Origin of the sequence: Shewanella sp. Pdp11 (genome assembly GCF_002838165.1) — a bacterium.
GTDB lineage: Bacteria > Pseudomonadota > Gammaproteobacteria > Enterobacterales > Shewanellaceae > Shewanella > Shewanella hafniensis.
Genome location: NZ_CP015194.1, coordinates 1,621,974 through 1,647,631, shown reverse-complemented (window position 1 = coordinate 1,647,631; position 25,658 = coordinate 1,621,974). Strand labels below are relative to the sequence as shown.

Genomic DNA, 25,658 nt, shown 5'->3' with positions numbered 1-25,658 from the left:
TTAAAACAAAAATTAAGCGATAAATACGCTGTACGGATCATATTTCAGTTGAAATAATGTCCAAAATAAGGAAGGATGCGAGCTTCGCGCGCCAGTGCATTTTGCTCGTCAAATTGCCGCTCTCGTTTTAACAGAGAAAGCTGCGTTAAACACGCTTTTTTATTAACAGGAATCGTAGTATCCGCTTATGAGTATGCTTCGCACCACAGCTTTATTATTGACTTTGGTTTTCCCTAGTCTGTCCGCTTTAGCAACGGAATATCCTTTACCAGCCGCCCAAAGCAGGCTAATTGGCGAGAACCAGTATTATACGGTTCCAGAGGGTAAACACACTCTCGAAGATATTGCTGCCAAATACCAGCTCGGTCTCAGTAACTTACTCGAAGCTAACCCAGGTGTAGATCCATTTCTGCCAAAGCCAGGTAGCCAACTGTTAATTCCATTACAACTGATCCTGCCTAACGCTCCCCGTGAAGGCATAGTGATCAACGTGGCCGAAATGCGTTTGTATTACTATCCAAAAGGCAAAAAAACAGTTGAAGTCCTGCCTATTGGTATTGGCCAAATTGGTAAAGACACACCAGAAAACTGGGTGACCTCAGTACAACGTAAGCGTGCCAATCCAACTTGGACCCCGACACCGCGCATTCGTAAAGAATATGCTGCTAAGGGTGAAATCCTGCCAGCAGTATGGCCAGCGGGTCCAGACAACCCTATGGGGCTGTATGCGCTGTATATCGGCAACTTGTATGCGATTCACGGTACTAACGCGAGTTTCGGTATCGGTTTACGTGTCAGCCAAGGTTGTGTGCGTTTGCGCCACGATGATATCGAGCACTTGTTCAAGAACGTACCTGTGGGCACCCGTGTACAATTTGTGAACCAGCCGATTAAAGCAACCGAAGAGCCAGACGGTAAGCGCTACTTAGCCGTGCATCAACCTCTGTCTCGTACTGTGGCTGAGTTTGAATCCAATGAGCCAGTCGCGATTTCATTACCTAGAGATATCGCCAAGTTTATCGCTAAAGCTGACACAAATTCTTCTGTGATCAAAAAGCTGCTCGATGAGCGTACCGGTGTGCCAATGCGAATTAATCAATAATTCACCGGCAAATATCACCTAAAAAATACCCGCTATCTGCGGGTATTTTTTTGTCATTTATCAGGCGATTAAACACCTAATAGAATAACAAGATCAATCACATAATGGTGCGCACAGGGCTAAGAAGTGAGTCATAGCAGCACTGTTTGCCAATACGCGTTGATCGAAGTTTTGCAGCGCAGGCGTTTCAGTACAAGCACCGACACGGGCACCGCTTCGCACTAAACACGCTTCAAACGACGTATCAAAGTGATTGAAGATCAAGCCATCCTTCACTGGACACGCATCAATCTCGCCATCCACAGCAATCGGGAAATAACCGCCTAAGGTATCGCGCAAATCGAGGCTAAAGCGTCCTGGCACTTGGCTTGGCTCAAAAGAATACACATAGGCTTCACGGCTCAAGACATCTTCGTGGCAAGTTAAAATACCGTCTCGACTCGCAGCAAGCAGTAACTGTGCATGGTCTAACAACAACTTACCTTCCACCGACGTATGTTCGTTGGCTTTAGGTTTACCATTCTCAAATACAAAACCGCGATTCGGGTTTTCGCCGTATTTGTTAAATCTATGGCCGCGGCTAAATCCGGTTGGATTAACGAGGGGCAATAAACTCAAGTTCACCCGTTCAAATAGATCTGCTGAAGCTTCACTCAAAAAATGCAGCAAACCCCAAGGGCCTGCAGATTCTTCGCCATGAAATCCTGCGCTGATTAATAAAGAAGGTAAGCCTGACTTAGCGGCGGGAGACTGATACAAGCTAACCTTGTATTTACCGACTTCACCCAAATTCTTCTCAACCATGCCCAAACGGGTCATTTCCTGCTCAAGCAGCAGATAAAAATTATCAATATCAGTGCTTTCACAGTTAAAAATATCGCTTTTCCACTGAAAGGATTCGAACGGAGATCTGCTTACCATATCTTGTACTTATGCCAGAAAAAGAACTGTGCCATCATAGCAGTTCTTTTTAAAAACTGAATGCTATTCAACTGATTTCGATGAAATCCGAGCAGTCGCTAACCATATCGCAATTGGTATCGATACCTGTTGTAGGGTTAATCATCACTGAGTTACGGCATTCAGCTTCGATGAATCTTTTAACGAATTCAACCAATATGCTCGGCAGGATGCACTTATGAGAACTCACATCGCCTATTTTATTGCCCTTGCGACCAGTGTTTTTAGCAATACGCTGCAGGCGCAATGCCGCGCCGAGCAAGATGCACGCGCCTTATACACACTCGAAGCGAACCTAAAAACCTACACTCTCGAAAATGGCCTAACGGTGCGCTTACTGCCCATGGCTGATAAACATACAGTCACCATCGCCAGCCAATTTAATTTAGGCGCCCGCAACGAAGCTGAGGGCCAGAGCGGTTATGCCCATCTGTTTGAGCACATGTTATTTAAGGGCAGTGAGAATGCCCCCGGCGATACCTATGCCCAGCAGCTCAGTGCATTAGGGGCACGTTTTAATGCCAGCACCCATTTTGACTACACCAATTACTATGTGACACTGCCAAGCCCAGCATTAGAACTGGGCTTGTATCTCGAAGCCGACCGCTTTATCCGCCCTAGCCTTAATGCCACAAGCGTTAAAAATCAGCAGGAAACCGTACTGCAGGAAATGGCGCAAACCATAGATAATCAACCCTATGTCCGCAGTGCGATGGCATTCTTACTCGAGCAAGTGCAAGGCACGCCATATGGCCACGGTATTATTGGTAGTCGTGAAGATATCTTGCAAGCCACACCTGAAAGTCTCACCGCCTTTCACCGTGCTTATTATCGCCCAGACGCCATGCAGCTTTCCCTTGTCGGCAAGTTAAGTCCACAAACCCAGCAATGGATTGAGCAAAATTTTGCGACTTGGCCTAAACCAACGACGACTGAGCCTAGATTCACTGAATTGAACATCCAGCCTAAACAAGTGCATGCTGAGTTGGTCGATGAGCGCGGGCCTTGGCCTGGATTATTGCTCGCTTGGCATACCGTAGGTAAAGATCATCCCGATGCGGCGGCGATTCAACTGCTCGAAGGCTATTTATTTCAAAATAGCGCCAGTGCAATTGCTAAAATGAGCCAACATAATCCTGCGCAAATGCTCAGTTATTCCCTGCCCTTTGAGTTAGAAAATCATGGGATTGCCAATATTGTCTTGGTTCCTCGCGCTCGCACTTCACTGGATACCTTAGTGGAAAAAGTACTCGGACTTGTCGCACAAACGCAGCAAGAGACTCTGGATGAAACTCGCCTGTGCACACTTAAACAAGTGTGGTTAAACAATCGATTACAACAACTTAGTGACACCCAAGCATTAGCCACGCAGCTTTCGGCGACCTCAGTTCAAGATAAAGACCATCCCTTTAGCGCGCAGTGGCTGCGGATTAATGCGGTCACGGCAGGCGATATCCGAAGAGTCGCAACACAGTATTTTACTCAAGACTATGTACGGGTCGACCTACTGCCACCTTGGTATATTCGCTGGGGAAAAACACTGCTGGAATGGCTGCCTGGTGATATAAGCGACAGCCTAGAGGATGCGGTATTATGATTAATCTAACTGCGACTCATGGACGACCTAAGCAACTACACAGCTTAATGTGCTGCGCAGCGGCGTTATTACTGAGCGCCTGCCAGCAAACGCAAATCGTCTTTACACCGACCGAACCGCCAAGCTTAGCGAGCTTTGACACACCTAACTCTTTGAGCACTCATTTACCCGAAAGCGGCGTCATCATCCCCGCAACGGATCCAATGTTTAGCGATGAAGTGCATACCGAGTTGGATTTACCCTATCAGTTACATAGACTTGCTGCATTTGAAAGCAGTAATAGTCTAAGCGCTCATGCTCTAAGCAGTAACAGTCTCAGCAACAGAGTCAGTTTAGCGGCGATAAGTCCACAGGCTCCCTTCAATAATCCCGATATTTTGCAGCTTGCCCTGCAAGAGAAAGCCCGCGCACTGGCCATTCATCTCGCAGACCCCTGCCTTGAGACCTTCAGTATTCGCGTCAGCTTGCATAGCATAAATCTAAGCCTCACCTGCCCCGACGATGTTAATCATATCTACGGTTTGCTAATGCAATTTTGGCAGCCCAATACCTTTGTTGATGTGGCAACCGCCCCCGTCGATATTGACAATATTCGCCGCCAACTCAAGCTCAATAAGCACTTGAATGCCTTTAGTGGCGCCGAGATAGATAAAGTGTGGCGCGAGAAATTGCTCGGGCCTGAACATCCCTACAATAAAGTGCTCAATAATGATGAGCTGTTCGATTCACTCAGCCTAAAGCAACTGCAACAGATCCAGCAGCAGGCGGTATCGCAAGCACAGTGGCATCTTTTTTTACCCAACTCGCAGGCTAAAAACGCCGAGTTTGATCTTCAAGCCAGCATCAAACAGTGGCCTATGTTGACGACATCCTTGCCTAAATTCTTGTCTAAATCGTCACCGCACGCAGATAAGCTAGAAACAACCACACCTAAGCAAACCAAGAAGATTTACCTTATCGATGCGCCGGGCAGCGTGCAGACCCAAGTCCGCCTAGGCTATCGCATAGACTATCGCATAGACTATCGCATAGGCTATCGCATAGATCATTCCATAAATCATGCCATAGGTCATACCGTAGATAGTGAATTAGGCGATACGTCCGAGACGAGTCAACTCAGTTCACAGGAAGTCGCCTTAGGCTGTCGCAGTTTATCCGCGCTGATGGGACGCAGTTTTTCGGGCAGACTCTATTATGATTTGCGGGAAAAGCGCGGTCTCACCTATGGCATTTACGGCCAGTGCGCCAATGCACCGCTGTCCAGCAGCATCAAATTTTATGGCAGTACAGCCATGGAACATACGGGCGCCTTTTTGGTAGGCATACTCGATCACCTCGCGCTCGTTAAAACCCAAAGTGCCAGTCAAGGCGAAATCAATGCACTTAAAACCTATTTGATGGGGGAGGATGTGCTCAGCCAAGACAACAGCATTCAGCGTGAAAACCAATATCTCCAACAAATTGCGACAGGATTAACTCAAGTTGATGTGCAAAAGCTGAATGCAGAGTTGCAGGCGCTAACGCCAAAAAGGCTGCAGCAGTTAGCCAACGGGGCGTTTAGCGGTGAGCCATTGATTATCTTGCGGGGCGATATCGATAAAATAATCCCAGACTTAACCTCTAAGCTACCAGAGTGGCAGCTTGAAAGGGTAAAAGTGGATTAAATTCTGAATGCAAAAAAGTAAAAGCTGAACAAATAGACTAGCGTACTCTGTGGTAGCAACGTTCGGGACGGCCGATGGAACCATAACTCTGATCCGCCGCCAGCTCATTGCATTCCAACAAAAATTCTAAATAACGCCGCGCGGTAGAACGGCTAACACCTAACTTTTCACCCACCATCTGCGCCGTGAGTTTATCCTGCGGCTTAGCATCAAACACTTCGCGGATTTTCTGTAGGGTCAATTGATCGACCCCCTTTGGCAAACGGGTTGCGGCCTTAGTCGCTCCTGTCGGCACTTCCATAAAGGCATCGACCACGGATTGAGTCAGCTCTTCGGTGGCAGAAAGTTTGAGCTGGCGACTCTCGAATCGACTCAAAGCTTGGTCTAATCGGCTCAAGAGTACAGGTTTTACCAGAAAATCGAACACGCCGAGCTGCATGGCCTTTTCTAAAATCTGCACTTCCTTGGCCGCAGTGAGCAATACCACTTCGCTACTGATCCCTTGGCTGCGTAATTCTGCCAGCAAATTCAAACCATTACCGTCGGGTAAATACACGTCTAACAGTAAGAGGTCCGGCGTGATTGCGCCTAATAAAGACCGCGCGGTATTGATATCGCTGGCCATGCCAATCACTTTGTAACGATTAGTCGAGAACAAATATTGCGCGACCAAATGGGCAACTTCGACTTCATCCTCAACGATGATCACTGTATGCATTAAACGGTACCGACTTCAGGTAAAGGTTTAGTGGGAATATACACAGAAAAACGCGCGCCACCTAAATCTGAGTCGGCGAACTCTAAACTGCCATGGCAGGCACACAGATAAGTATTGACGATATACATGCCCACTCCGTGCTGCGCCCCCTGCTTAGAGCTGTAATCTGGATCGAATATCGTGCTGTACTCGGTTTTAGAAATCCCATCGCCACTGTCTTCCACATCAAAAATCAGGTTAGAGGCAGTTTCATCTAAGGTCACGACCACGCGGCGGGGCTTGTGATTGTTCGCCCTATGCACGGCCTCAATGGCATTATCGATAAGGTTGCCCATAATCGACACCATCCGCTCTAGCATAATGGCGTCTTGCACATCGCTGAGTTGACTATCTGGGCTGATTTGAAACTCAATATTGAGCTCTTTCGCCTTGTGGTACTTACCCAAGAGTAATCCCGCGATCGTCGGCTCATGGATTTGCGACAGTAATAAATGGATTTGAGCCTGCCAACCTTGGCTTTCTTGGCCGATAAATTCGACCGCTTTGTCGTAAGCTTTAAGTTGCAACAAGGCGCCTAGGGTATGGAGTTTATTCGAGTAATCATGGGTTTGCACTCTGAGCATTTCGGCAAACTCTTGTACTTTGGCGAGTTGCTGGCTCAAGCGTTCAATCTCATCGGCGGGGCGCATAGTCAGCAGCAAGCCATCATTTTGATCCCGCACCTGAAACGGCACCCGCGACATCACCAGCCATTGCTCATTGGCAAATAACTCGAATCCCCTGATGGTTTTGTTTTGGTTCGTCAGTAGAAAGTCGGCGTGCTGCGGCAATAAATCACTCAGCATCAGAGTATTAGGTTGGCAGGTCGGAGATAAAGCCAAGATCTCCCGCGCCCTTTGGTTCAACTTGCGGATACGGCCATCAGCATCCAATGCCACCACACCCATTCGCACTGTGTTAAGAATCGCGTCTTGCTCGACGAATAAACGTCCAATTTCAGCAGGTTGCAAGCCGAACAACATTTCCCGCACTTGCCGTCCCATCCAAAAAGCCACCAGCACGCCCATCAGTAACACTCCTAGGACTGTCATGATGATTTCAGGAATACGTTTATCGATTAACGCGCCCACGGACTGGCTCAAAAAGCCCACGGAAACCAAGCCGATAATCTGGCCTTGCTCGTCAAACACTGGCACTTTGCCGCGAATAGAGCGGCCTAAACTGCCCTGCGCCTCGGAGATATAAGACTCCCCTTCTAATGCCGCTTGGCTGTCACCGCCCTCCATCTTCTTGCCAATTTTATCTGAATCTGGGTGCACGATACGGTATTTATGAGTATCGCCCACCACGATAAAATCGGCCTTAGACGCTAGGCGTATCCCCTCTATCGCGGCCAATAATTGGGGGCTCGAATGCCCCGTTTGCAAAGCGGTAATCACATCGGCCCGTGTCGCGACTGCATGTGCCAGCCCTAATGCCTTAGCGCCCGATTGCTCAGTAATACTGCGGCTCAAAATTTGATAGCTGATGCCGCCAAATAAGGCGCACAGCAACAAACTCAGGCAAGTTACCCCACTGATTAACCAGGTTTCTAAGCGTTTAGGGCGTCTCATTAGCGTACCTTTACTTAAGAGGCTTTCGCCAATTTATCACTACGATGACTACGAATAAAACCGATCAAGGGCACAGCCAGCATAGCAATTGCCACAATCAAGATAGTCAGCGTCAGCGGGCGTTCCCACAGGAAGCTCAAAGAACCATCGGAAGCGATCATAGCACGGCGGAAGTTACGCTCAATCATATCACCGAGGATGAAGCCCAGTAGCAGCGGCGCCATTGGGAATGCCAGCAAACGCAGCACCACAGCGACAATCGCAAAACCTATCATCAGGAACAGATCGAAAGTATTAAACGAGACTAAATACACCCCAATCAAACTGAAGAACAGGATCATCACAGTCAGAATCGACTTAGGCAAAGCCAGCACTTTGGCAAAATAAGGGATCAGTGGTAAATTCAGTACCAGCAGAATAATATTGCCAAAATACATAGAGATAATCACAGACCAAAACACGTCTGGACGCTCCTGCATCAACATAGGGCCAGGTTGAATACCATAAGCAATCAATGCACCGAGCATGATGGCCGTGGTACCCGACCCCGGAATACCCAAAGTTAATAAGGGGACAAATGAGCCAGTACAGGCCGCATTGTTAGCCGACTCAGGCGCCGCAACACCGCGAATCGAGCCCTTACCGAACTCATCGCGTTTCGCGCCGCGGGATAAATTACGCTCAGTGCCGTAGGCCATAAAGCTGGCAATGGTTGCACCTGCGCCCGGTAATACCCCAATCAAGAAACCGAAAATCGACGAGCGACCAATCACAGGCGCTATCTCTTTCACTTCCTCTTTGGTTAAATGAGTGCTGCCAATGGGCTGCGCCGAAAAATTGATGTTTTCGGTCGCCTTAGGCGGCTTAATCACATTCATTAACGCTTCCGACAGGGCAAAAGTTGCCATGGCGATTAACAGAAAACTGATGCCATCGAGTAAATCTGGCTGACCGAAAGTGAAACGTTCCATCCCCGAGAAAGGATCGATCCCCACTGACGAGAGCAACAAACCTAAGTGAGTCATCATCATAGCCTTGAGGAAATCGCCACGATTCGAAAACGCCGCGATGGCCGTCAAACCGAGGAACATCAAGACCACATAATCGCCCGATTGAAAGCTCAATGATACTTGCGCTAGTAGCGGCGCCGCGACCATCAACATGATGGCGCCGATAGTGCCGCCGGTAAACGAAGCATAGGCGGCAATCGCTAATGCTTTGCCCGCCATGCCTTTTTGCGCCATCGGATAACCGTCGAATGACGTCGCAACCGTTCCTGCTACGCCCGGTGCGTTGATCAAAATTGACGAAGTCGACCCACCAAAAATAGCGCCGTAGTACACGCCCGCCATTAAGATCATCCCTGAACTGGGGCCAATGCTGTAAGTCACAGGGATCATCAGAGCAATCGCTGTGATCGGCCCTAATCCCGGCAGCATACCGATCACAGTACCGACCAAGCAGCCTAAGACCACATACATGAGGTTTTGCAATTCAAACGCGGTCGATAGACCTATAAACATTGCATCGAACATAGTTAACTCCAAAGAGAACCTGAGGCCAAGTAGATACCTAAGACTTGCGTCATCAACACCCAGAACACCAACACCACGGGCACAGAGGCGAGCAGCAAAATCTTAAAGCGGCGCTCTCCCATCAACCAAAATCCAGCGACCAAAAACAATAAAGTAGCGACAACAAACCCCAACGGTTCGAGTCCGGCTGCATACAAGACCATCAGCACAATCAGCGCCGCGGTTTGTTGTAAGGCGGCTTTCGTCAGCAGCGCCCCTCGCTGTTGAACCGTGTTTCCTTTCAGCAAGACGGCAACCAGAGAGAACAGACTAAACATCAGCCCCATGGCAGCATAAATCTTCGGCATAGTGGAAGACGTCACGACTTCAAATTCTTCAAACGGCAATAAGGGAATTTGCCATGCCAGCACGCCATATCCGGTAAACACGGCGACAAATAGCAAGGAACCAAGCAGATCACGATTCAACATCTGTCACTCCTTACTTAATAAAGCCCAGTTGCAACATAGTGGCTTTAAGCTGTTGCTCCTGTGCTTCCAATGACTTAATGAATTCGGCTTGGGGTTCAAACAAGTTGATCCAACCATTACGGGCACGCACTTGTTCCCATTCAGGCGTCTTAATCAGCGCCGCAAACTTGGCCACATACTCATCAACTTTAGCTTTAGGCGTATCAGGCGCCGCAAAAAAACCGCGCCAGTTAGTAAACGTCATGTCATAACCGAGTGATTTAATCGTCGGAACCTCTGGATGCTCGGCAACGATTTCAGGTGCTGTCATCGCAAGGATCCGCCCTTGACCACTGCCTGCAATTTCTAACGCTTCACTGAATCCCGTCGACAATAAATCGACTTCGCCCGAGAGTAAGCCAGCCTTAGCTTGACCGCCCGCATCGTAGGGAACATAACGTAAACGCCCGCCATCTAAGCCCGCCGCAGCAATCGCTTGCGCCGCAACTAAGTGATCCATACTGCCGCGCGCTGAGCCGCCAGCGATATTGAATTTTTGTGGATCCGCCTTAAAGGCCGCCAACACGTCATCCCAGGTTTTCAACGGTGAATCATTACGCACCACAAAGGCACCGTAATCGGCGACTATGCCTGCAACCGGCGTTAAATCACGATAACTAAACGGGATTTGCCCAGAAAGTGCACGCAGCACAATCGGAGTCGAGTTAACCAGTAAAATGTCGCCCTGTTTGTTTTTCGATTTGATCATAGAGGCAATCGCACGACCGCCACCGCCGCCCGAGAGGTTCTCAAAAGAGGCATTACCATCAATTTTCGACTTCACTAAGGCTTCACCGACGCCGCGCGCCGTGGTATCCCAACCACCGCCTGGACCGCCAGGAATGATAAAGTGGATATCAGCACTCGCCATGCCAGAGACACCGAGTAACAGCGCACTCATGACTAAAGATTTCATTTTCAACATGATTGATTACTCCTAAAACACGTATTGCAAACGGGCAGCAAAGGCATCGCCCACATCTTCATTGCCGACTAAGGCAATCGTGCCTGCGCCATCGACGGTAGAATGGATGTAGTTAGCCATCACTTTGATTTTTGGATTAAAGTAGTAAGACACGCCTAAGGTGTAGGTCTGAGCCCGAGTGCCTTGGGCTCGAATACCTTGAGCTTGAATGCCTTGGAAGTCGGAGCTTGCATCCACGCTAGAAAAACGTGCCGCCAATTCCCACGCATGAGTTACGCCCTTAGGCTGAGAAAACACCGCGCTGCCCTTGGAATAGCTACGCTGTTCGCCCGTTAAGAAATAACTCGCCTGCAGGTAATACGCCTGATAACGCTCACCATCGAGCACTGACTGAGGATCTTGGGTGTTTAAACTGCGCAGGGCGTATTCGCCCTGCAACAACAAGGTATTATGTTGAAATGCCAGCTCTAAACCCGCTTGGTTTAGATGATCAATCGCCGCCGTTTCACCACCAGCGACATAGTTAATCAGGCGAGTATTCGTCTCGCGCAGTTCACCGCGAGCAAAGCTGGCAGACAAGTCATCGCCGCCCATTTGGCGCGCCGAGTACCACAAGCCTGCATGCAGCACTTGGCCCGGTTCTTTAGCCTGTGACCAAGTCACTCGCGAGCTCAGGGCATAATTCAAATCATCGGTTTCATCTTTGCCATCACTACCAAAGGCATCGTTTTTATAAACACCCAAGGCGTAACGTAAACCTGTGCTTGGGAAATATTGATAGGCAGAAACACCCCAGCGGAAGTACGGCGACACAGTATCGGCAAGGCTAGAACGTTCAATCAACGCAATGTGATTACTGCTGGTGAGCGCATCGAGACTGATGTCCTCACGCAACTTACCAAATTGCAGTTTAGGGCCATTCTCAAAACCCGAATAACGCATCCGAGCCATGACGATTTCAGCGGTATTCTCAGCAAATTCAAGCAGTAGCTTGTAGTCCCAATCCTGTAATTCGCCTTCAACAAAGGTACGTACTCGGCGAGGGAAAATATCCTGCGCGCTACTGCCGTTATGTTCGGCGTTATAGGCACCATTGAAGAGGTTGTAATCGAGTTGAATGCGTCCCCCTATCTCAAAAGCTGGCGCGCTAGGCTTAGATGGAGTCGCAGTGGCATTCGCTGCCTGCTGTTGTTTTAGCTGGTTAACTTCTTGAGTCAATTGGGTGAGTTGTGCTTGAAGCTCTTGTGGCGTTAAGTCTTGCGCATGCGCAAAACCAGTAAAAGCCACAGCGGTTGCCGCGGCAAGTAAGGTCAATCTAGGCATCAATGCCTCCTGTATTGCAGTCTGCCATTCCCTGTGGGAATGCCTGTGTTATTAGAATTGTGTCAGGTCTGTGACGGACTACTTCCTCGCCCAGAGGATGAAATATATCGTTAACATTTCGTTAAAGATATTTAACGCACTTAATCTTCATTAAGTGACTTAAGGTGACTAAAAATCATAAAGAGCATGAACAAAATGAACTTAACTCAATGGAAACGACTTGAAGTGCACAAAACAGGTAAAAATGAGAGATAACTCAATGAAAATATGACAGGAATATTAGCGGACACTGAATGTTAACAGATGAGTGAAATCACAGAGAAATAGGACGAATCTGCTCTTAAGAAGTTAAATTAAGCATAGAAGCCACTCATGAAAGCAAAGCGCCGTTAAGCGCCTCAGAGAGAACTTGCACCAATACTTGAAGGGATATTGAGCAGGATATTGGGCGATAAGCATTAGCAACTATATGCAGATAACACTGGTCGAGCAAAAAACTAAATGCTCGAGCCAAGGATGCGAGTACCTATTTATTCAAGCTAATTTATTCAAGCTAATAAATTCGAGCTTTCGCTTAGCAATCAGAGCTTATTACCTGCATTCTCGCTGGTGGGCGTGGCGCCATTATCCCCCTGCGCCATCTGTGCATGGCCTTGTTCCATCTGCTGTAAATCTTCCATCGCCGAATCCTGCGATAAAGCCAGCGGATCGGGTTCTGCGGATAACGCCGCCGTATTGTCGGCATTCGCGGTATCTGGCGCAATCGTTTGTTCAGTCAGTAATGGATTAGTAGCCTTTGCCGCATCTAGCCCTTGAGCCACAGGAGACACCTCAGTGTTGAGCGGGCTATCACTCACAGGTAACCAGTCACGCAATTGTTCGGGTCCAAAACTAAAGCCCAAGGCGATGACGACCGTTGCCGCAGCAACATACAACCAAGGGCGAATCGCCCGATTATCGCCTCTTAATGAGCCATTTTCACTGGCATATAAGTGCGCATCCGAGCGTTGAGCTGCTGGCGCGATAGCTTTTAGCATGTCAGGCAAGGCATCAAGCTCGGGACCTTTAATCCGCTGACCAATAAACTGGCCGCCTTCGTAAATCTCCATCTGATGGCTGGCAACTTCACCGTCAACCACACCAGAACTGGTAATAATCAACTTATTACAACAGACTCGCCCACTAAATACGCCGCACACCCGCAACTCATCACAGCTGACTTCACCGGAGATCTCGCCGCCAAGTTCGATCTTAATTTGTCCCGCTGAGCCAATCTTGCCCTGCAATTTACCTGCAATTAATGCCGTGCTCTCTAACTGGATGTCACCCTCAATCGAGGTTTGCGCACTGATAAAAGTAATGCCATTGCCTTTGCTAGCCATAGGATTCATTCCATATCATTATTTTTGTGACAAAGATGTTAAGGTAAAAGTCCCCGAGAATAAAGCACTGGTTTCGTTTAGTATTTGACCTAAGCCTCAGAGCGGGATTTAAGTCACGCCAGCGACTATGTTACCCTGAGCATCTTGCCATATGGCTCCCAATCACTGAGTTATGAGTAGCATGATGCCTCGCAAAGTGAGTGATGATACCCTACTAAATCAACGCTAAAGCACACACTGACTGCAGCAAACACCTTAAACAACCGCCAACGAGACCCCGACATGGCTCATTCAAACTTCGCTAGCTCGCAATCGATAACACCAATGATGACGCCACTGGAAGTGTATCGCGCCAAAGTGAGTGAAAATCTAGTTGATGATCCCGCGCAGCAACAGGCGGTGTTAGCGCTCGATATGCTATTTAAGCAGTTGATACCACAAGCCAATTCAGCACGCCTGTCCCAATCACAATCCATGAAAGGCTTGTATCTGTGGGGCGATGTCGGTCGCGGTAAAACCTTTCTGATGGATTTGTTTTTCGATTGTTTGCCAAGTGAAGGCAAGTTAAGACTGCATTTCCACCGTTTTATGGCGCGGATACACAATGCATTACGCGAGCATTCGGGTAAACGAGACCCGTTAACTCTGATTGCTAAAAATCTCGCGAAAGAGTGCAAGGTGCTGTGTTTCGATGAGTTTTTTGTCTCAGACATTGGCGATGCCATGATACTCGCAGGGCTGTTTGAGTGCCTATTCGAACAAGGTGTGGTGCTGGTCGCGACCTCTAATATTCCAATTGAGCGCTTATATGAGAACGGCTTAGCGAGACACAGATTTTTACCTTGTATCCAATTGCTGCAAACGCACACGCAAATGCTGCATCTCGATGGCAACCAAGACCACAGGATGCACGCCATCAATACTTTATTAAACAACGAGATTGGCATTGAAATCGATGAAATGAGTGCCTCGATTTCCCGCAATATTGGCATTACCGGAACACTCGATTTTGAGCAGATTTTTGACAAGCTAGTGAATAGGTTAACGCCAAATGCCCCCAGTATGAGCGCAATTAGCATTAGTGATACTGGTATTTGCGATTCTAACGTTAGTGATAGCAGAATCAGCAATGCTAGCCTCACCATCTGCAACCGTGAAATCCCAGTGATCCGCGCCGCTTTAGAGCCCACAGACAACGCCGTTGCTTGGTTCGACTTTTATGCCCTGTGTGATGGCCCGAGCTCCCAACTCGATTACATCGAAATCGCCAGTCGATTTAAGATCTTAATGGTGAGCGGTGTTCCTAAACTGGGCGGCGAAGTGAAAGGCTGGATCCGTGCCCGCGGCACGGAGGACGGCACAGGTGAAAACCAAGCCGCAGCCACGGGCGAGCGCAAACTCTCCTACGCCGCCAACGATGACCCAGCGCGACGTTTTATCAGCTTAATTGATGAGTTGTACGATCAAAATGTCAGTCTCTATCTCAGCTGCGACGTGCCACTGAGCGAACTCTACCAAGGTGGTGCACTCAGTTTTGAATTCCGCCGCACCTACAGCCGATTAATAGAAATGAGCCGGCATGAATTACCGCAAAACAATTGATTATTTATCGCTTCGCATAAATAAGAAAAGAGATAAGAAAAGAGACAAGAAATAAGCACCAATCGTTTACGTCTCATTTATCCATTTATTATCGAACAATTCTGATCACAAGAAATAAAAACGCTTAAAGGAACAGTCGATTACAAAGGTTTTATACAAAAAGAATACTAACGGTTTGAATACTCTCTTTAAATGCTGATATCAAGCATAAAGCTAACGACCTAAATTGCTTTATTAGAACCTGATTAATCCAGCAAAAATTCATTTTAACTATCTAAAATTAAAATAGTAATCACGTTAATACCTTTATTCAAACTAACCTGACTCTAATCGATAGTCGAAATAAAACCACAGACATCATCACACTCAATTGGGCAATACAGTTTGCTAACGCCAATATTTAAGGTACGGTATAACTTAGTTTAAGTTTTACTAATTTACAGCCAGTCGCTTTTAATCGGCTAAATTTACAATCCAAAACGAAAAAGTTAGAGAATATAATCTATAGTGTATTAAACCAAAAACTCACAGTTCCGACTCGGCGCGATAACAGTTAGTTTAACGTTAGCAAGCATGAGTTCAGCCTTTTGGCTCAAGCTTCATGGCTCGAAAGCAGTGATTAAAAAGTATGAGCTCAAAAGCAGTAAGAACGACCTTAGACGGAACTCATTTAAATACAGGGACGACTCGCTTATGTGGTTACGACAAATTAAGATTGGCTCACGACTCATTACTGCCTTTGGCTTACTCGGCCTAGTCTTGTTACTTCAGGGGCTCATGTCGCTGCAAACTATGTCATCTATGCGCGCCTCCTCTGAAGAAATTGAAAAAAATACCCTACCGACACTCGTCACCCTTTCTAGCATCAATCTTAACGTGATGCGCGCTAGGGTATTTACATTTCGTCTGTTACTCGCCGATTCAGCTGCTGAGCGTGACAAAGGGCTCGAAACCTTAAGGCAAATTCGCGAGAACATTGAAACGGATCAAAAGGCCTACGAGCCTTTAATTAGTTTGCCTGGTGAGCAAGCCCTCTATCAGGATTTTAGTCATAATTTAGAGCTGTATTTACAGAATCAAGATCAAATGATCAGTAAGCTGCAGGCCAATGACACGACCGAAGCTAAACGGATCATGGATGAAGTGATGACGTTACAAGCTGATAAAATAACTAAAACGCTTATCAGCATTGGCGACTTAAATACCGAATATGCAGGCAAACAAGGCGAACTCACCGCACAAGCTTACGAAGAAAGTAAGCTACTCAACAGCGTAGTGATAATAGCCTCCTTGATTGCCGCATTTGTCGTGGCCACATTATTAACCCGTAGCATTGTGCAGCCAATGAAAGAAGCGGTAGACATTTCAGTGACAGTCGCAAGCGGTGATTTAACACAGAAAATTAGTGCCGATGGCGAAGATGAAACCAGTCAACTGATGCAAGCACTAGCAAAAATGCAGCAGAACCTGCGCGATACCCTATCCCACATCGCAAACTCCTCTAACCAGCTCGCCTCCGCCGCCGAAGAACTCAATTCAGTAACTGAAGATGCGTCCCGCGGCATACAGCAACAAAATGATGAAATACAACAGGCTGCAACCGCAATTACCGAGATGAGTTCGGCGGTGGATGAAGTTGCCAATACTGCAGCACTCGCTTCAGAGGCCTCAGAAGAAACCGCCCGCAATACCGAATTAGGCAAAAAACAGGTAGATCAAACCGTCGCAGCCATTATCGACATGAATCAGGATGTGACGCAAAGTTCACAAATTGTCCAAACCTTAGCCATGCAAGCTATCGATATTGGTAAAGTTTTAGATGTGATCCGCGCGATTGCAGAACAAACGAATTTACTGGCCCTCAACGCAGCTATTGAAGCGGCGCGAGCAGGCGATACTGGCCGTGGTTTTGCGGTCGTTGCCGATGAAGTGCGTGCGCTAGCCCACCGCACTCAGTCTTCGACCCGTGAGATTGAAGACATGATCAACAAGATCCAGCACGGCACTGAAACCGCTGTGCTATCGATGCAGCACAGTGGTCAAAAGGCAGAGCAAGCACTCGCTGTCGCAAGGCTCGCTGGGGACGCACTAAACACGATTAACACTCAAATCAGTACGATGAACAACAGCAATATGGTCATCGCAAGCGCCGCAGAAGAACAAGCGAAAGTCGCCCGTGAAGTCGATAAAAACATAGTGAACATTAGCGATCTCGCCAGCCAAAGCGCCGCGGGAGCGCAGCAGACTAGTGCCTCGGCACATGAATTATCCAGGTTAGCGGTAGAACTGAACAACCTACTGACGCGCTTTAAGGTGTAAAGTCGCCTCGTACAGTCGTCAGATTTAAGACCAAATCTCGTTTTACAATAGAACCTGAGGGTAACTGCACAAGGTGTGCTGTTACCCACAACCTATGACCACATCTCTAACTTAATAAAATTATTCAGTATCAAAAACATGAACTCAGTTAAAACCGAGTTTGCGGCGCCTGATTAAAGTGCATAGCCAGTTCACTGATATCGGCAGCAACCCATTCTGGCTCGATACACTCGGCCAAATGCGCCGCCATAAAGTCCACCAGCTGCATGGCAGCATAGGGCAAGCGGCGATCTTTGCGGCCAACTAGATACCAGTTACTTTCAAGCGGAAAACCCGTTACCGGCAAAATAGCCGGTTTTTCACGGCCCTCTTGCAGCGTGTGCGCCGAAATCACCGACAAGCCTAAGCCAGACGCGACGCTTAGGCGTATCGCCTCATTGCTCTCGATTTGCATAGTGTCACCGAGCGTGATGCCTTGACCGCTGCACCAAGACTCGAACATCAAGCGGGTGGCAGAACCCGGCTCGCGCACGATAAAACGCTCATTTTTGAGATCGTTAAAACTTACTTGTTCACGGCCCACCGCCCAATGATGCTTTGGCGCAATCAACTGTAACGGGTTTTTAATGATCCGCGCAGATAGCACATTATCGCCACTAGGTGGATGACTAAACAGATATAAATCATCTTCTTGGCGCTCAAATCGACCTAACACATGGGCACGGTTACCTATATTTAAGGTCACTTTAACCTGCGGAAACTGCCGATAAAAGGCCCCTAAAATCCGTGGGAGTACGTACTTAGCGGTAGTGACGATACCGATATTAATATGCCCAACGCTGCCACCTTTGGCCTGCTGCATAAAGGCATCGAAATCCTCAAAACGACTCAAGGTATCGCAGGCGGCGCGGTAGAGTTCATTGCCAATCAAAGTCGGTAACATACGGCCATCACGACTCTCGAGTAACGGCTCACCCAACACATCAGCCAGCTTTTTAAGCTGTAATGACACTGTGGGTTGGGTTAAATGCAAGGCCCTCGCCGCTGCGGAAATATTGCCTAACCGCACAACTTGTACATACACCTGCAGTAACCGAAAACTCAAGTGCCGCAATTTAAGTTGAGTCGATGACGTACGCTTATCCATAGACAATTATCTATACCTAAGTGTTAAACAATTTATTTTTCAATATAACCAATTAGGTCCAAAATCACCAGCCATCAGGATCACTCGACAATTAAGCCTGTTTTGTACGGCTTAAAAGTCAAACTTAATGAGATACCCATGCCCGATATTGTCATTGCATTTTTCGCCTTAGGCCTGTTAGCCGGCCTAGTGAAGTCAGATCTTAAAGTTCCCCCTGCTATCTACGAAACCCTATCCATACTGTTAATGCTCACTTTGGGCCTAAAGGGCGGAATGGCGCTCCACGGTCACACCCAAAACTTAGTGATCTCTGAGCTGTTAGCGGTTGTTGCTTTAGGCTTTATTATCCCCTTAGCCTTATACCCAGTGTTAACTCGGCTGGTTCGCATTGGTCACACAGATGCCATTAGCATTGCTGCCCATTACGGCTCAGTCAGCGCGGGAACCTTTGCGGTGGTGATGGCTATGGTGGAAAAATCAGGGTTGATCTTAAGGCCCGAAACCACCCTGTATCTCGTGCTGCTGGAGCTGCCTGCGATCGTCGTAATGCTCTGGCTACACAGGTACTTAAGCGCCAAAAAAGCAATTGAATCATCACCCAAGAATGAAACTCAATCGAGCGTATTGCACGAAGCGTTAACCAGCCGCGGCGTTGTACTACTCGTTGGTGGTGTGGTGATAGGTTGGCTTTACGGCCCAACGGGGCTTGCGCCGCTCACTCCTGTGTTACTCGGTGGGTTCAAAACTTTACTGGCATTATTTTTACTGGAAATGGGCTTAGTGACGGCTAAAGTGTGTTTGCCGCTACCACTGAAACAATGGCGCTTATTGGTGTTCGCCGCCGTTACGCCCTTTGTATTGGCTTGGTGCGGTATTGCGGTAGGATTATGGCTCGACTTACCTTCTGGCAGCATTTTAGTGCTAGCAGCATTAAGTGCCAGTGCATCTTATATCGCAGCGCCTGCAGCTATTCGAGCCGCAATACCCGAGGCCAATATTGGACTGGCTATGCTGGCCTCACTCGGCATTACGTTTCCGGTTAATGTGTTAATTGGCTTACCTTTATATCAACACTGGGTGATGCTCATTACGGCTTAATGGCGTAGCTTAGTACTTCTTGGTCGAATAAAAATCAATGAAAAGGGAGACATAATTGTCTCCCTTTTCATCTTGCTTAAGCACAAATCAATTAAGGCGCATCACTGTGGTGGGCGGCTTTATCCTGATACATGGCCTTATCGGCGGAATCTAATAGATCCACTAAACTCATCTCAGAATCTGGCGTCCAATGGGCGATACCAATACTGGTCGCTAAGCTATGTTGCTTAGGATGCTGTTGATTATATTGTTCAAGTAACAGCTTAAAACGCTCGATGACACGATTGACTGTATCGCTATGTACAAAACTTAATAGCACCACAAACTCATCACCGCCAAGCCTTGCAATCACATCCGACTCCCTAAAAGCGGTCATCAGGATATGAGCAAAATCGTATAACACTTGGTCGCCCTTGAGGTGACCAAAGTTGTCATTCACTTCCTTAAAAAAATCGAGATCGAAGAAGAGTAAGGCCGCCTCAGATTCGGTACGTCGACAACTCGCCAGCGCCTGATGGGCCAGTAATTCAAATCCACGCCGATTCGAAATCGTGGTCAAAGGATCTAAAGTATTTTGCGCGATAGAGAGTAATTCCGCCTCCACCATTTCACCCAAATCCGTCAAGGTTTCAATATCTTCAGCCGTAAACTCCCGCGGTTCAGTGCCGATCACACACAAGGTTCCTACCCGATATTGCCCGTGAATGGTTAAAGGATAGCCAGCGTAAAAGCGAATATGCGGCTGCTCCGTCACCAGTGGGTTGTCACTAAAACGCGGATCTTTGAGGGCGTCGTTTACAATTAAAATACTGTGTTGATTAATCGCATGGCCGCAAAATGAAATTTCCCGCGGTGTTTCAGTCACCTCCAATCCTTGGCGAGACTTAAACCACTGCCGTTCGGCATCCACTAAGGTCACAACACAAACTGGCAAAGAGAAAATTCTGCGCGTCAGCCGAGTAATACGATCGAAACGTTCCTCGGCATCGGTGTCGAGCACATTGAGTGCCCGTAACGTGGCCAAACGTTGCAGCTCGTTTTCAGGGATAGTAGGTAATTGCATTATGCTCTCTGCTAACTGCTTTCATTAAACTCTAGCCTAAATTGCGTATTCTTGCGGAGTTAAGGCTGATATTCGTTCCAGCCTTCCCCTCTTTAAATGACTGTATAGATGACTGTACTATTCCAGCACAGCGCGATAGATATTGAGCACTCGCTCGGCATGTTCCTCTACGTCTAACACAGGTAACTGCCCCGCCTTTTGTTGCAGAGTAAGTCGATGATTTTCATCCCGTAGCAAGCAATAGGTTTGAGTTAAATGCTGGGCACTCATTATAGGTAAAAGTTCAAGTTCAGCTAACACACCGAAAATCCGCACATTGTCAGACCAAATCGTTAGCTCTGGATACTCATTGGCATTAGCCAGCACTAAGTACTGGGCAATAAACTCAATATCGGCAATCCCGCCAGGGCTCTGTTTTAAATCAAACATGCCATCGCTGACTTTAAGCAAGTGATCGCGCATCTTCTGACGCATCTCACGCACCGCTTTTTGCAGCTCAGCTTTATCCCGCGGCTTTTCCAATACAGAAGCGCGAATACGGCTAAATTTGACCGCTAAACTATTGTCGCCAAAAACAAAACGCGAGCGCACTAAGGCTTGATGCTCCCAAGTCCACGCCTCATTAGCTTGGTATTCGCCAAAACGCTCAATCTCACTGACCATCAAACCCGAGGCGCCAGAAGGACGCAGCCGCATATCTACTTCATACAACTCACCCGAAGTCGTGCGAGTCGAGAATAAATGCAAAATACGCTGGGCAAGTTTGAGGTAAAAATGGCCAACTTCAATCGGCCGATCCCCATTGGTCAGGCCGTTTTCTGTTTTATTTTCACACAGGAAGACTAAGTCGAGATCGGAGCCGTAACCCAATTCTATCCCACCGAGCTTGCCATAACCGACAACGGCAAAGCCGGTGTCACTGCCCTCAAGGTGAGCGGGCACCCCATGGCGCACTGAAACCTGTTGCCACGCCTGCATCACCACTTGTTCTATAATGGCTTCGGCTAAAAAGGTTAAGTGATCGCTCACTTGCATCACGGGTAAAACCCCCGTGACATCGGCGGCGGCGATTTTAAGTTGTTGTGAAAGCTTAAATTGTCGCAGCGCTTCCATCTGCTGCTCCATATCGTCCTCTGGCACGCGCAACATGTACTGGCGCAGCTCGCTCGGATAATCATCGATGGAGGTTGTGTCATAAAGCTGCGACGGATCGATAAGCTCATCGAGCAGCATAGGAAATTTAGCCAACTGCGCCGCAATCCAAGGGCTGGCACAGCACAGGCTCACTAACTGTTGCCGCGCGCCAGGGTTTTCACACAAAAGCTCAAGGTAAGTGGTGCGAGTTAAAATCTGCTCCAGCACCTTAGACACGGGTTCAAAGGCCGACGATGGACTCTGCTGATTAATCAACTCTTCCAATAATCTTGGCATTAATTTATCTAAGGTTTCCCGCCCGCGTGGACCAATCGAACGCTTAGTCACTGTTTCGCGCCAGCTGCTGAGCATAGGACTGAGCTTATCATCGTCGATTTGCTGTTCGGCCAATAACGCGACGGCATCATCAACATCTTGCATATGCCACAGCTGCGCTGTCCAGTGTTCGGCCTTTTCTTCGCCTTCTTCACCGCCCACAGTCGCTTTAAAATGACGATGGATTTTGCTCATTGCTGCTTCAATATGGGTACGTAAATCGACCTCATTGGCCATATCGAGCACATGACACAATCGCGCCCAATCCAGCGAATTATTCGGCAAGGTTTGGGTTTGTTTATCATCTATGGCTTGGAGTAAATTCTCCACTCGGCGCAGCAGTAAATAGCTGTGTTTAAGCTCATCCACAGCCAAATACTCAAACTGCCCTAAGCTATAGAGCGTATCGATAGCACCGAATAAACTCTGCTGGCGCAGCGCAGGCTCGCGGCCGCCACGAATTAATTGGAAACTCTGCACCACGAACTCGACCTCACGAATACCGCCTGCACCGAGTTTAATATTGTCGGTCAAATGACGGCGCCGCACTTCTTGCGCAATGAGCTGCTTCATTTTTCGCAGAGATTCAATCGCTGAAAAGTCGATATAACGGCGATACACAAAGGGTCTCAGGAGGCTGTGTAGTTCATCGGAAAAATGGTTCCAAGGCCCGAGCGCACGCGCCTTGACCATGGCATAGCGCTCCCAATCTCGGCCCTGTTCTTGGTAATAATCCTCAAGACCGCTAAAACTCACCACCAAGGGGCCACTTTCACCGTAGGGACGCAAACGCATATCCACGCGGAACACGAAACCATCGACAGTGACTTGATCGAGCAAGTTCACTAGCCTTTGCCCCATGCGGATAAAGAATTGTTGATTGTCTAAACTGCGACGACCGCCGACGGTTTCGCCATGCTCAGGAAACGTGAAAATCAAATCGATATCGGAGGAGAAATTGAGCTCGCGGCCGCCTAATTTGCCCATGCCTAAAATCAGCAATGGCTGTGCATTGCCTTCTTTGTCCATCGGCGTGCCGTATTGGGCGCACATATCTTTATAGAGCCAATCGCGGGCGCAAATGACTAACGCTTCGGCAAGCGCCGACAGATCGAGCAGAGATTCTTCTAAACTGGCGTAGCCTAAAAAGTCACGCCAAGCTAAGCGCACCATTTGATAATTACGAAACCGCCGCAAGCTGGCTTTTGCCATATCTTCAGTTGTGGCGCGGCTTAGGACTTCGTGTAACTCAAGATCGAAGTTTTTACGCTCAATCAGGCTTAACTCGCCAGCAAGCAGAACATTAATCCACTCAGGATGTCGGCATAGCTGGGCCGCCACGTAATCACTGAGCCCTAGAACCGTTTTGAGTTCTTGCTGCTGGGCAGGTGTTAATTGCACGAGTCCTTCGGACCATACTTCCTCTAACCGCAGCCAGTTATGCTCAGCGGTTTGATTAACGAGAATAGACAATGACTTATTACTGTCTTTTTGCATGGTCATAATAATCCCTAACAAATTTAGCTATCGACATATTATGTCGTAAATGATATAGATTGACGCCACATCATGTTATGTTCGACGAGACTTGCAGCTACCTGATGTAGCACACAAATAAAGGTATCCCCTTTTATCTGTGGCATTTAAGGGTACTATAACCTGCGCAGCAGGCATATTGGGCAAGCAGATTATTATTGCCTGCAAGTATTTGAGTTTTATTTCATTACCATTTGGAGAAAACATGGCAGGAATGCTAAACCGTGTTCTCACATCGATCCTCTTTTTAGCCGTTATGCTGTCGCTGACGGGTTGTGGCGATGAGAGACCGGATAAAATCGCGAAGTATCAACAACTCACGCAGCAACGTCTCGCTACGCTCACGACGATGATCGATGACGGGCAGTTGCGTAACGCTAACCTCTTAAAACAATACACCACACTGTTAAAACAGCAGAAACCCGATTTAGCCCCATTACTTGATGAATTAGCAAAGGATTCTGGCACCCAAGGTCCCATGTATACCTCGCTGAAACGTCGATTAGATGAGTCGAAAGTGGCGAGTAACTTTGCCGATCTCGATCAACAGCTGGCCGAAGCGGAAAATCTTTATCAAGCCGCAGATCCCAGTTTGTTTAACGATATGTTGTCCGACCCTGTCAACGTGGTCGCCGATATGTCCGACGGCAAACTGGCCCGCGTGAATGCGATTAGCCGTGAGGCCGCAACATTAGCCAATGGCGGCGAAGATTTTGGTCCAGGCAGTCAGCTAGTTGGTAATCCGTCTTACGGTAACTGGCAAACCGACTCGAGCGGCACTTCGTTTTGGGCTTGGTATGGCATGTATTCAATGTTTTCGAATGTGTTCAATCGCCCAGTTTCTTACGATCGTTGGTCGGGTAACCGAGGTTATAGCTATTACAATGACGTAGGTCGTTATCGCTATACCTCACCCAAACAAGCGGATGCGCAAAATAAGACCTTCGAACAAACGAAAAAACGTTTCGATTCCCAAGGTAAGCGCTTCGACAGCCCTTATGCCAAACCGCGTACCGGTGGCACGGCGTTATCCCGTGAAAGTACCAGCGCACCTAAGGCTAGCAACACCACAAGCGCAAGCAAGAGTTCGAATAGTAAGTTCCGCTCTAACTATGCAAAAGACAGCAGTTTCCGTAATTCCAGTAATCGCACGACCCGCAGTGTGCGCCGGGGCAAGTAACTAAGGATTTCCAATGACACTATTTCAGGATTTCGGTATCACACCAGAGCTAGCCATCATTCTGGCTATCGATCTCACCATAGCCGTAATTTTGCTAACGCTGATGCGTTATTTGCAAGGTTGGAGCGTTAAAGTTAACAGCAGTAAGGAACTGGCGGAGCGTGATAACTTTGCCTTCGGCATCAGTACCGCGGGTGCAGTTGCGGCACTGGGTATAGTGCTCACGGGCGCTATCACAGGCGCCGCAGCACACTCTTATCTTACCGAAGCGATTGGTATGAGCTGCTATGGTTTATTCGGCTTAGTGCTAATAAAACTAGGCCGCTTCCTCCACGATAAGATTGCCTTAAATGAGTTTGATAAGAACGAGCAAATCATCAAAGGTAATGTGTCTGTCGCGATTGTCGATGCCAGTGCTGCCATCGCCACTGCGATTATCATCCGCGCCGTGTTGTTATGGGCAGAAGACTTAACCCTAGATACTTTTATCGCTATCTTCAGCGCCTTTGCGATTTCTCAGTTGATGTTAGTGCTACTCACGCGCTGGCGTGAAAACCGTTTCGCAAGCCGCAACCAAGACTCGTCTATGCAGCAAGCCTTAGCCCAAGGTCATACAGCGTTAGCGCTACGCCACGCGGGTTATATGATTGCTATGGCACTGAGCTTTAATGCCGCCAGTCACTTTATTATTTATAATCCAACGGCTTATGTGACTAACGTGATCGGTTGGTTAGTGTTCTCAGTCATTATGCTGATCGCACTCTCCTTACTGCTGTTCGTCGTGAAGAAACTGGTATTAGCCCGTATCGATTTAGCCGATGAAGTGGAAAGACAACACAATATCGGTATCGCCGCAGTAGAAATGGCGATCAGTATCGCTATCGCACTTATTCTTACGGCACTGATGGCTTAATC

19 protein-coding genes are annotated in these 25,658 nt (G+C 47.9%); 8 read left to right on the top strand and 11 right to left on the bottom strand.

Annotated features, from left to right (window positions below; all coding sequences use genetic code 11):
• The first annotated feature begins 187 nt into the window (after nucleotides 1-187).
• Nucleotides 188-1,102: a L,D-transpeptidase family protein gene (locus tag AYJ58_RS07305; protein WP_106649587.1), complete on the top strand. Its 915-nt coding sequence runs from the start codon at nucleotides 188-190 to the stop codon at nucleotides 1,100-1,102.
• Nucleotides 1,103-1,195: 93 nt separating this feature from the next.
• On the opposite strand, the gene AYJ58_RS07300 is transcribed toward AYJ58_RS07305, so the two are convergent.
• Nucleotides 1,196-2,023 carry an N-acetyl-ornithine deacetylase gene (locus AYJ58_RS07300; protein ID WP_106649586.1) on the bottom strand — a complete coding sequence of 276 codons (828 nt, stop codon included), beginning with the start codon at nucleotides 2,021-2,023 and terminating at the stop codon, nucleotides 1,196-1,198.
• Between the two features lie 217 nt (nucleotides 2,024-2,240).
• On the opposite strand from AYJ58_RS07300, the gene AYJ58_RS07295 reads away from it, so the two are divergent.
• Together AYJ58_RS07295 and AYJ58_RS07290 are read left to right on the top strand one after the other, a co-directional pair.
• Nucleotides 2,241-3,659, top strand: a complete 1,419-nt coding sequence (locus tag AYJ58_RS07295; protein ID WP_106649585.1) for a M16 family metallopeptidase — start codon at nucleotides 2,241-2,243, stop codon at nucleotides 3,657-3,659.
• Nucleotides 3,656-5,323, top strand: coding sequence for a M16 family metallopeptidase (locus AYJ58_RS07290; RefSeq protein WP_106649584.1), 1,668 nt, complete (start codon nucleotides 3,656-3,658; stop codon nucleotides 5,321-5,323). Before AYJ58_RS07295 ends, AYJ58_RS07290 begins: the two co-directional genes overlap by 4 nt.
• A 37-nt stretch (nucleotides 5,324-5,360) precedes the next feature.
• On the opposite strand, the gene AYJ58_RS07285 is transcribed toward AYJ58_RS07290, so the two are convergent.
• The 7 genes from AYJ58_RS07285 to AYJ58_RS07255 form a co-directional block, all read right to left on the bottom strand.
• Nucleotides 5,361-6,041 carry a response regulator gene (locus AYJ58_RS07285; RefSeq protein ID WP_106649583.1) on the bottom strand — a complete coding sequence of 227 codons (681 nt, stop codon included), beginning with the start codon at nucleotides 6,039-6,041 and terminating at the stop codon, nucleotides 5,361-5,363.
• Nucleotides 6,041-7,654: an ATP-binding protein gene (locus tag AYJ58_RS07280; protein ID WP_006082910.1), complete on the bottom strand. Its 1,614-nt coding sequence runs from the start codon at nucleotides 7,652-7,654 to the stop codon at nucleotides 6,041-6,043. Before AYJ58_RS07280 ends, AYJ58_RS07285 begins: the two co-directional genes overlap by 1 nt.
• Nucleotides 7,655-7,668: 14 nt before the next feature.
• Entirely contained in the window at nucleotides 7,669-9,189 is a 1,521-nt protein-coding gene (locus tag AYJ58_RS07275) for a tripartite tricarboxylate transporter permease (RefSeq protein WP_106649582.1), read from the bottom strand.
• A 2-nt stretch (nucleotides 9,190-9,191) separates the two neighbouring features.
• The gene (locus AYJ58_RS07270; RefSeq protein ID WP_006085948.1) at nucleotides 9,192-9,659 is read right to left on the bottom strand and encodes a tripartite tricarboxylate transporter TctB family protein; all 468 of its coding nucleotides are present in this window, start codon (nucleotides 9,657-9,659) and stop codon (nucleotides 9,192-9,194) included.
• 10 nt (nucleotides 9,660-9,669) lie between these two features.
• On the bottom strand, nucleotides 9,670-10,623 hold the full coding sequence (locus AYJ58_RS07265) for a tripartite tricarboxylate transporter substrate binding protein (protein WP_106649581.1): 954 nt from the start codon (nucleotides 10,621-10,623) through the stop codon (nucleotides 9,670-9,672).
• Between the two features lie 12 nt (nucleotides 10,624-10,635).
• Nucleotides 10,636-11,946 carry an OprO/OprP family phosphate-selective porin gene (locus AYJ58_RS07260; protein WP_106649580.1) on the bottom strand — a complete coding sequence of 437 codons (1,311 nt, stop codon included), beginning with the start codon at nucleotides 11,944-11,946 and terminating at the stop codon, nucleotides 10,636-10,638.
• A 581-nt stretch (nucleotides 11,947-12,527) separates the two neighbouring features.
• Nucleotides 12,528-13,328, bottom strand: coding sequence for a bactofilin family protein (locus AYJ58_RS07255; protein ID WP_106649579.1), 801 nt, complete (start codon nucleotides 13,326-13,328; stop codon nucleotides 12,528-12,530).
• A 282-nt stretch (nucleotides 13,329-13,610) separates the two neighbouring features.
• On the opposite strand from AYJ58_RS07255, the gene zapE reads away from it, so the two are divergent.
• Entirely contained in the window at nucleotides 13,611-14,930 is a 1,320-nt protein-coding gene (gene zapE / locus AYJ58_RS07250) for a cell division protein ZapE (protein ID WP_106649578.1), read from the top strand.
• Nucleotides 14,931-15,623: 693 nt separating this feature from the next.
• Nucleotides 15,624-17,249: a methyl-accepting chemotaxis protein gene (locus AYJ58_RS07245; RefSeq protein WP_106649577.1), complete on the top strand. Its 1,626-nt coding sequence runs from the start codon at nucleotides 15,624-15,626 to the stop codon at nucleotides 17,247-17,249.
• A 148-nt stretch (nucleotides 17,250-17,397) separates the two neighbouring features.
• Here AYJ58_RS07245 and AYJ58_RS07240 read toward each other — a convergent pair whose 3' ends face one another.
• Nucleotides 17,398-18,396, bottom strand: coding sequence for a LysR family transcriptional regulator (locus AYJ58_RS07240; protein ID WP_106649576.1), 999 nt, complete (start codon nucleotides 18,394-18,396; stop codon nucleotides 17,398-17,400).
• Nucleotides 18,397-18,534: 138 nt separating this feature from the next.
• Between AYJ58_RS07240 and AYJ58_RS07235 the strand changes: the two genes are divergently transcribed.
• Nucleotides 18,535-19,494: a sodium-dependent bicarbonate transport family permease gene (locus AYJ58_RS07235; RefSeq protein WP_106649575.1), complete on the top strand. Its 960-nt coding sequence runs from the start codon at nucleotides 18,535-18,537 to the stop codon at nucleotides 19,492-19,494.
• A 91-nt stretch (nucleotides 19,495-19,585) separates the two neighbouring features.
• Here the strand turns inward: AYJ58_RS07235 and AYJ58_RS07230 are convergent, their stop codons facing one another.
• Both AYJ58_RS07230 and glnE read right to left on the bottom strand, forming a co-directional pair.
• Nucleotides 19,586-20,557: a GGDEF domain-containing protein gene (locus AYJ58_RS07230; RefSeq protein ID WP_106649574.1), complete on the bottom strand. Its 972-nt coding sequence runs from the start codon at nucleotides 20,555-20,557 to the stop codon at nucleotides 19,586-19,588.
• A gap of 117 nt (nucleotides 20,558-20,674) precedes the next feature.
• Nucleotides 20,675-23,530, bottom strand: a complete 2,856-nt coding sequence (glnE, locus tag AYJ58_RS07225) for a bifunctional [glutamate--ammonia ligase]-adenylyl-L-tyrosine phosphorylase/[glutamate--ammonia-ligase] adenylyltransferase (RefSeq protein ID WP_106649573.1) — start codon at nucleotides 23,528-23,530, stop codon at nucleotides 20,675-20,677.
• A 238-nt stretch (nucleotides 23,531-23,768) separates the two neighbouring features.
• Here glnE and AYJ58_RS07220 point away from each other — a divergent pair, with 238 nt between their 5' ends.
• Complete coding sequence (locus AYJ58_RS07220; RefSeq protein ID WP_106649572.1) at nucleotides 23,769-24,743, top strand: hypothetical protein; 975 nt, start codon at nucleotides 23,769-23,771, stop codon at nucleotides 24,741-24,743.
• A 13-nt stretch (nucleotides 24,744-24,756) separates the two neighbouring features.
• Nucleotides 24,757-25,656: a DUF350 domain-containing protein gene (locus AYJ58_RS07215; protein WP_106649571.1), complete on the top strand. Its 900-nt coding sequence runs from the start codon at nucleotides 24,757-24,759 to the stop codon at nucleotides 25,654-25,656.
• The last annotated feature ends 2 nt before the right edge of the window (nucleotides 25,657-25,658 follow it).

Bases quoted from the DNA above. Each gene is read 5' to 3' on its own strand.
- zapE (WP_106649578.1), top strand. From the start codon at position 13,611: ATGGCTCATTCAAACTTCGCTAGCTCGCAATCGATAACACCAATGATG.
- AYJ58_RS07270 (WP_006085948.1), bottom strand. From the start codon at position 9,659: ATGTTGAATCGTGATCTGCTTGGTTCCTTGCTATTTGTCGCCGTGTTT.
- AYJ58_RS07305 (WP_106649587.1), top strand. From the start codon at position 188: ATGAGTATGCTTCGCACCACAGCTTTATTATTGACTTTGGTTTTCCCT.
- AYJ58_RS07290 (WP_106649584.1), top strand. From the start codon at position 3,656: ATGATTAATCTAACTGCGACTCATGGACGACCTAAGCAACTACACAGC.
- AYJ58_RS07280 (WP_006082910.1), bottom strand. From the start codon at position 7,654: ATGAGACGCCCTAAACGCTTAGAAACCTGGTTAATCAGTGGGGTAACT.
- AYJ58_RS07255 (WP_106649579.1), bottom strand. From the start codon at position 13,328: ATGGCTAGCAAAGGCAATGGCATTACTTTTATCAGTGCGCAAACCTCG.
- AYJ58_RS07215 (WP_106649571.1), top strand. From the start codon at position 24,757: ATGACACTATTTCAGGATTTCGGTATCACACCAGAGCTAGCCATCATT.
- AYJ58_RS07300 (WP_106649586.1), bottom strand. From the start codon at position 2,023: ATGGTAAGCAGATCTCCGTTCGAATCCTTTCAGTGGAAAAGCGATATT.
- AYJ58_RS07235 (WP_106649575.1), top strand. From the start codon at position 18,535: ATGCCCGATATTGTCATTGCATTTTTCGCCTTAGGCCTGTTAGCCGGC.
- AYJ58_RS07245 (WP_106649577.1), top strand. From the start codon at position 15,624: ATGTGGTTACGACAAATTAAGATTGGCTCACGACTCATTACTGCCTTT.
- glnE (WP_106649573.1), bottom strand. From the start codon at position 23,530: ATGACCATGCAAAAAGACAGTAATAAGTCATTGTCTATTCTCGTTAAT.
- AYJ58_RS07295 (WP_106649585.1), top strand. From the start codon at position 2,241: ATGAGAACTCACATCGCCTATTTTATTGCCCTTGCGACCAGTGTTTTT.
- AYJ58_RS07285 (WP_106649583.1), bottom strand. From the start codon at position 6,041: ATGCATACAGTGATCATCGTTGAGGATGAAGTCGAAGTTGCCCATTTG.
- AYJ58_RS07275 (WP_106649582.1), bottom strand. From the start codon at position 9,189: ATGTTCGATGCAATGTTTATAGGTCTATCGACCGCGTTTGAATTGCAA.
- AYJ58_RS07220 (WP_106649572.1), top strand. From the start codon at position 23,769: ATGGCAGGAATGCTAAACCGTGTTCTCACATCGATCCTCTTTTTAGCC.
- AYJ58_RS07240 (WP_106649576.1), bottom strand. From the start codon at position 18,396: ATGGATAAGCGTACGTCATCGACTCAACTTAAATTGCGGCACTTGAGT.
- AYJ58_RS07265 (WP_106649581.1), bottom strand. From the start codon at position 10,623: ATGTTGAAAATGAAATCTTTAGTCATGAGTGCGCTGTTACTCGGTGTC.
- AYJ58_RS07230 (WP_106649574.1), bottom strand. From the start codon at position 20,557: ATGCAATTACCTACTATCCCTGAAAACGAGCTGCAACGTTTGGCCACG.
- AYJ58_RS07260 (WP_106649580.1), bottom strand. From the start codon at position 11,946: ATGCCTAGATTGACCTTACTTGCCGCGGCAACCGCTGTGGCTTTTACT.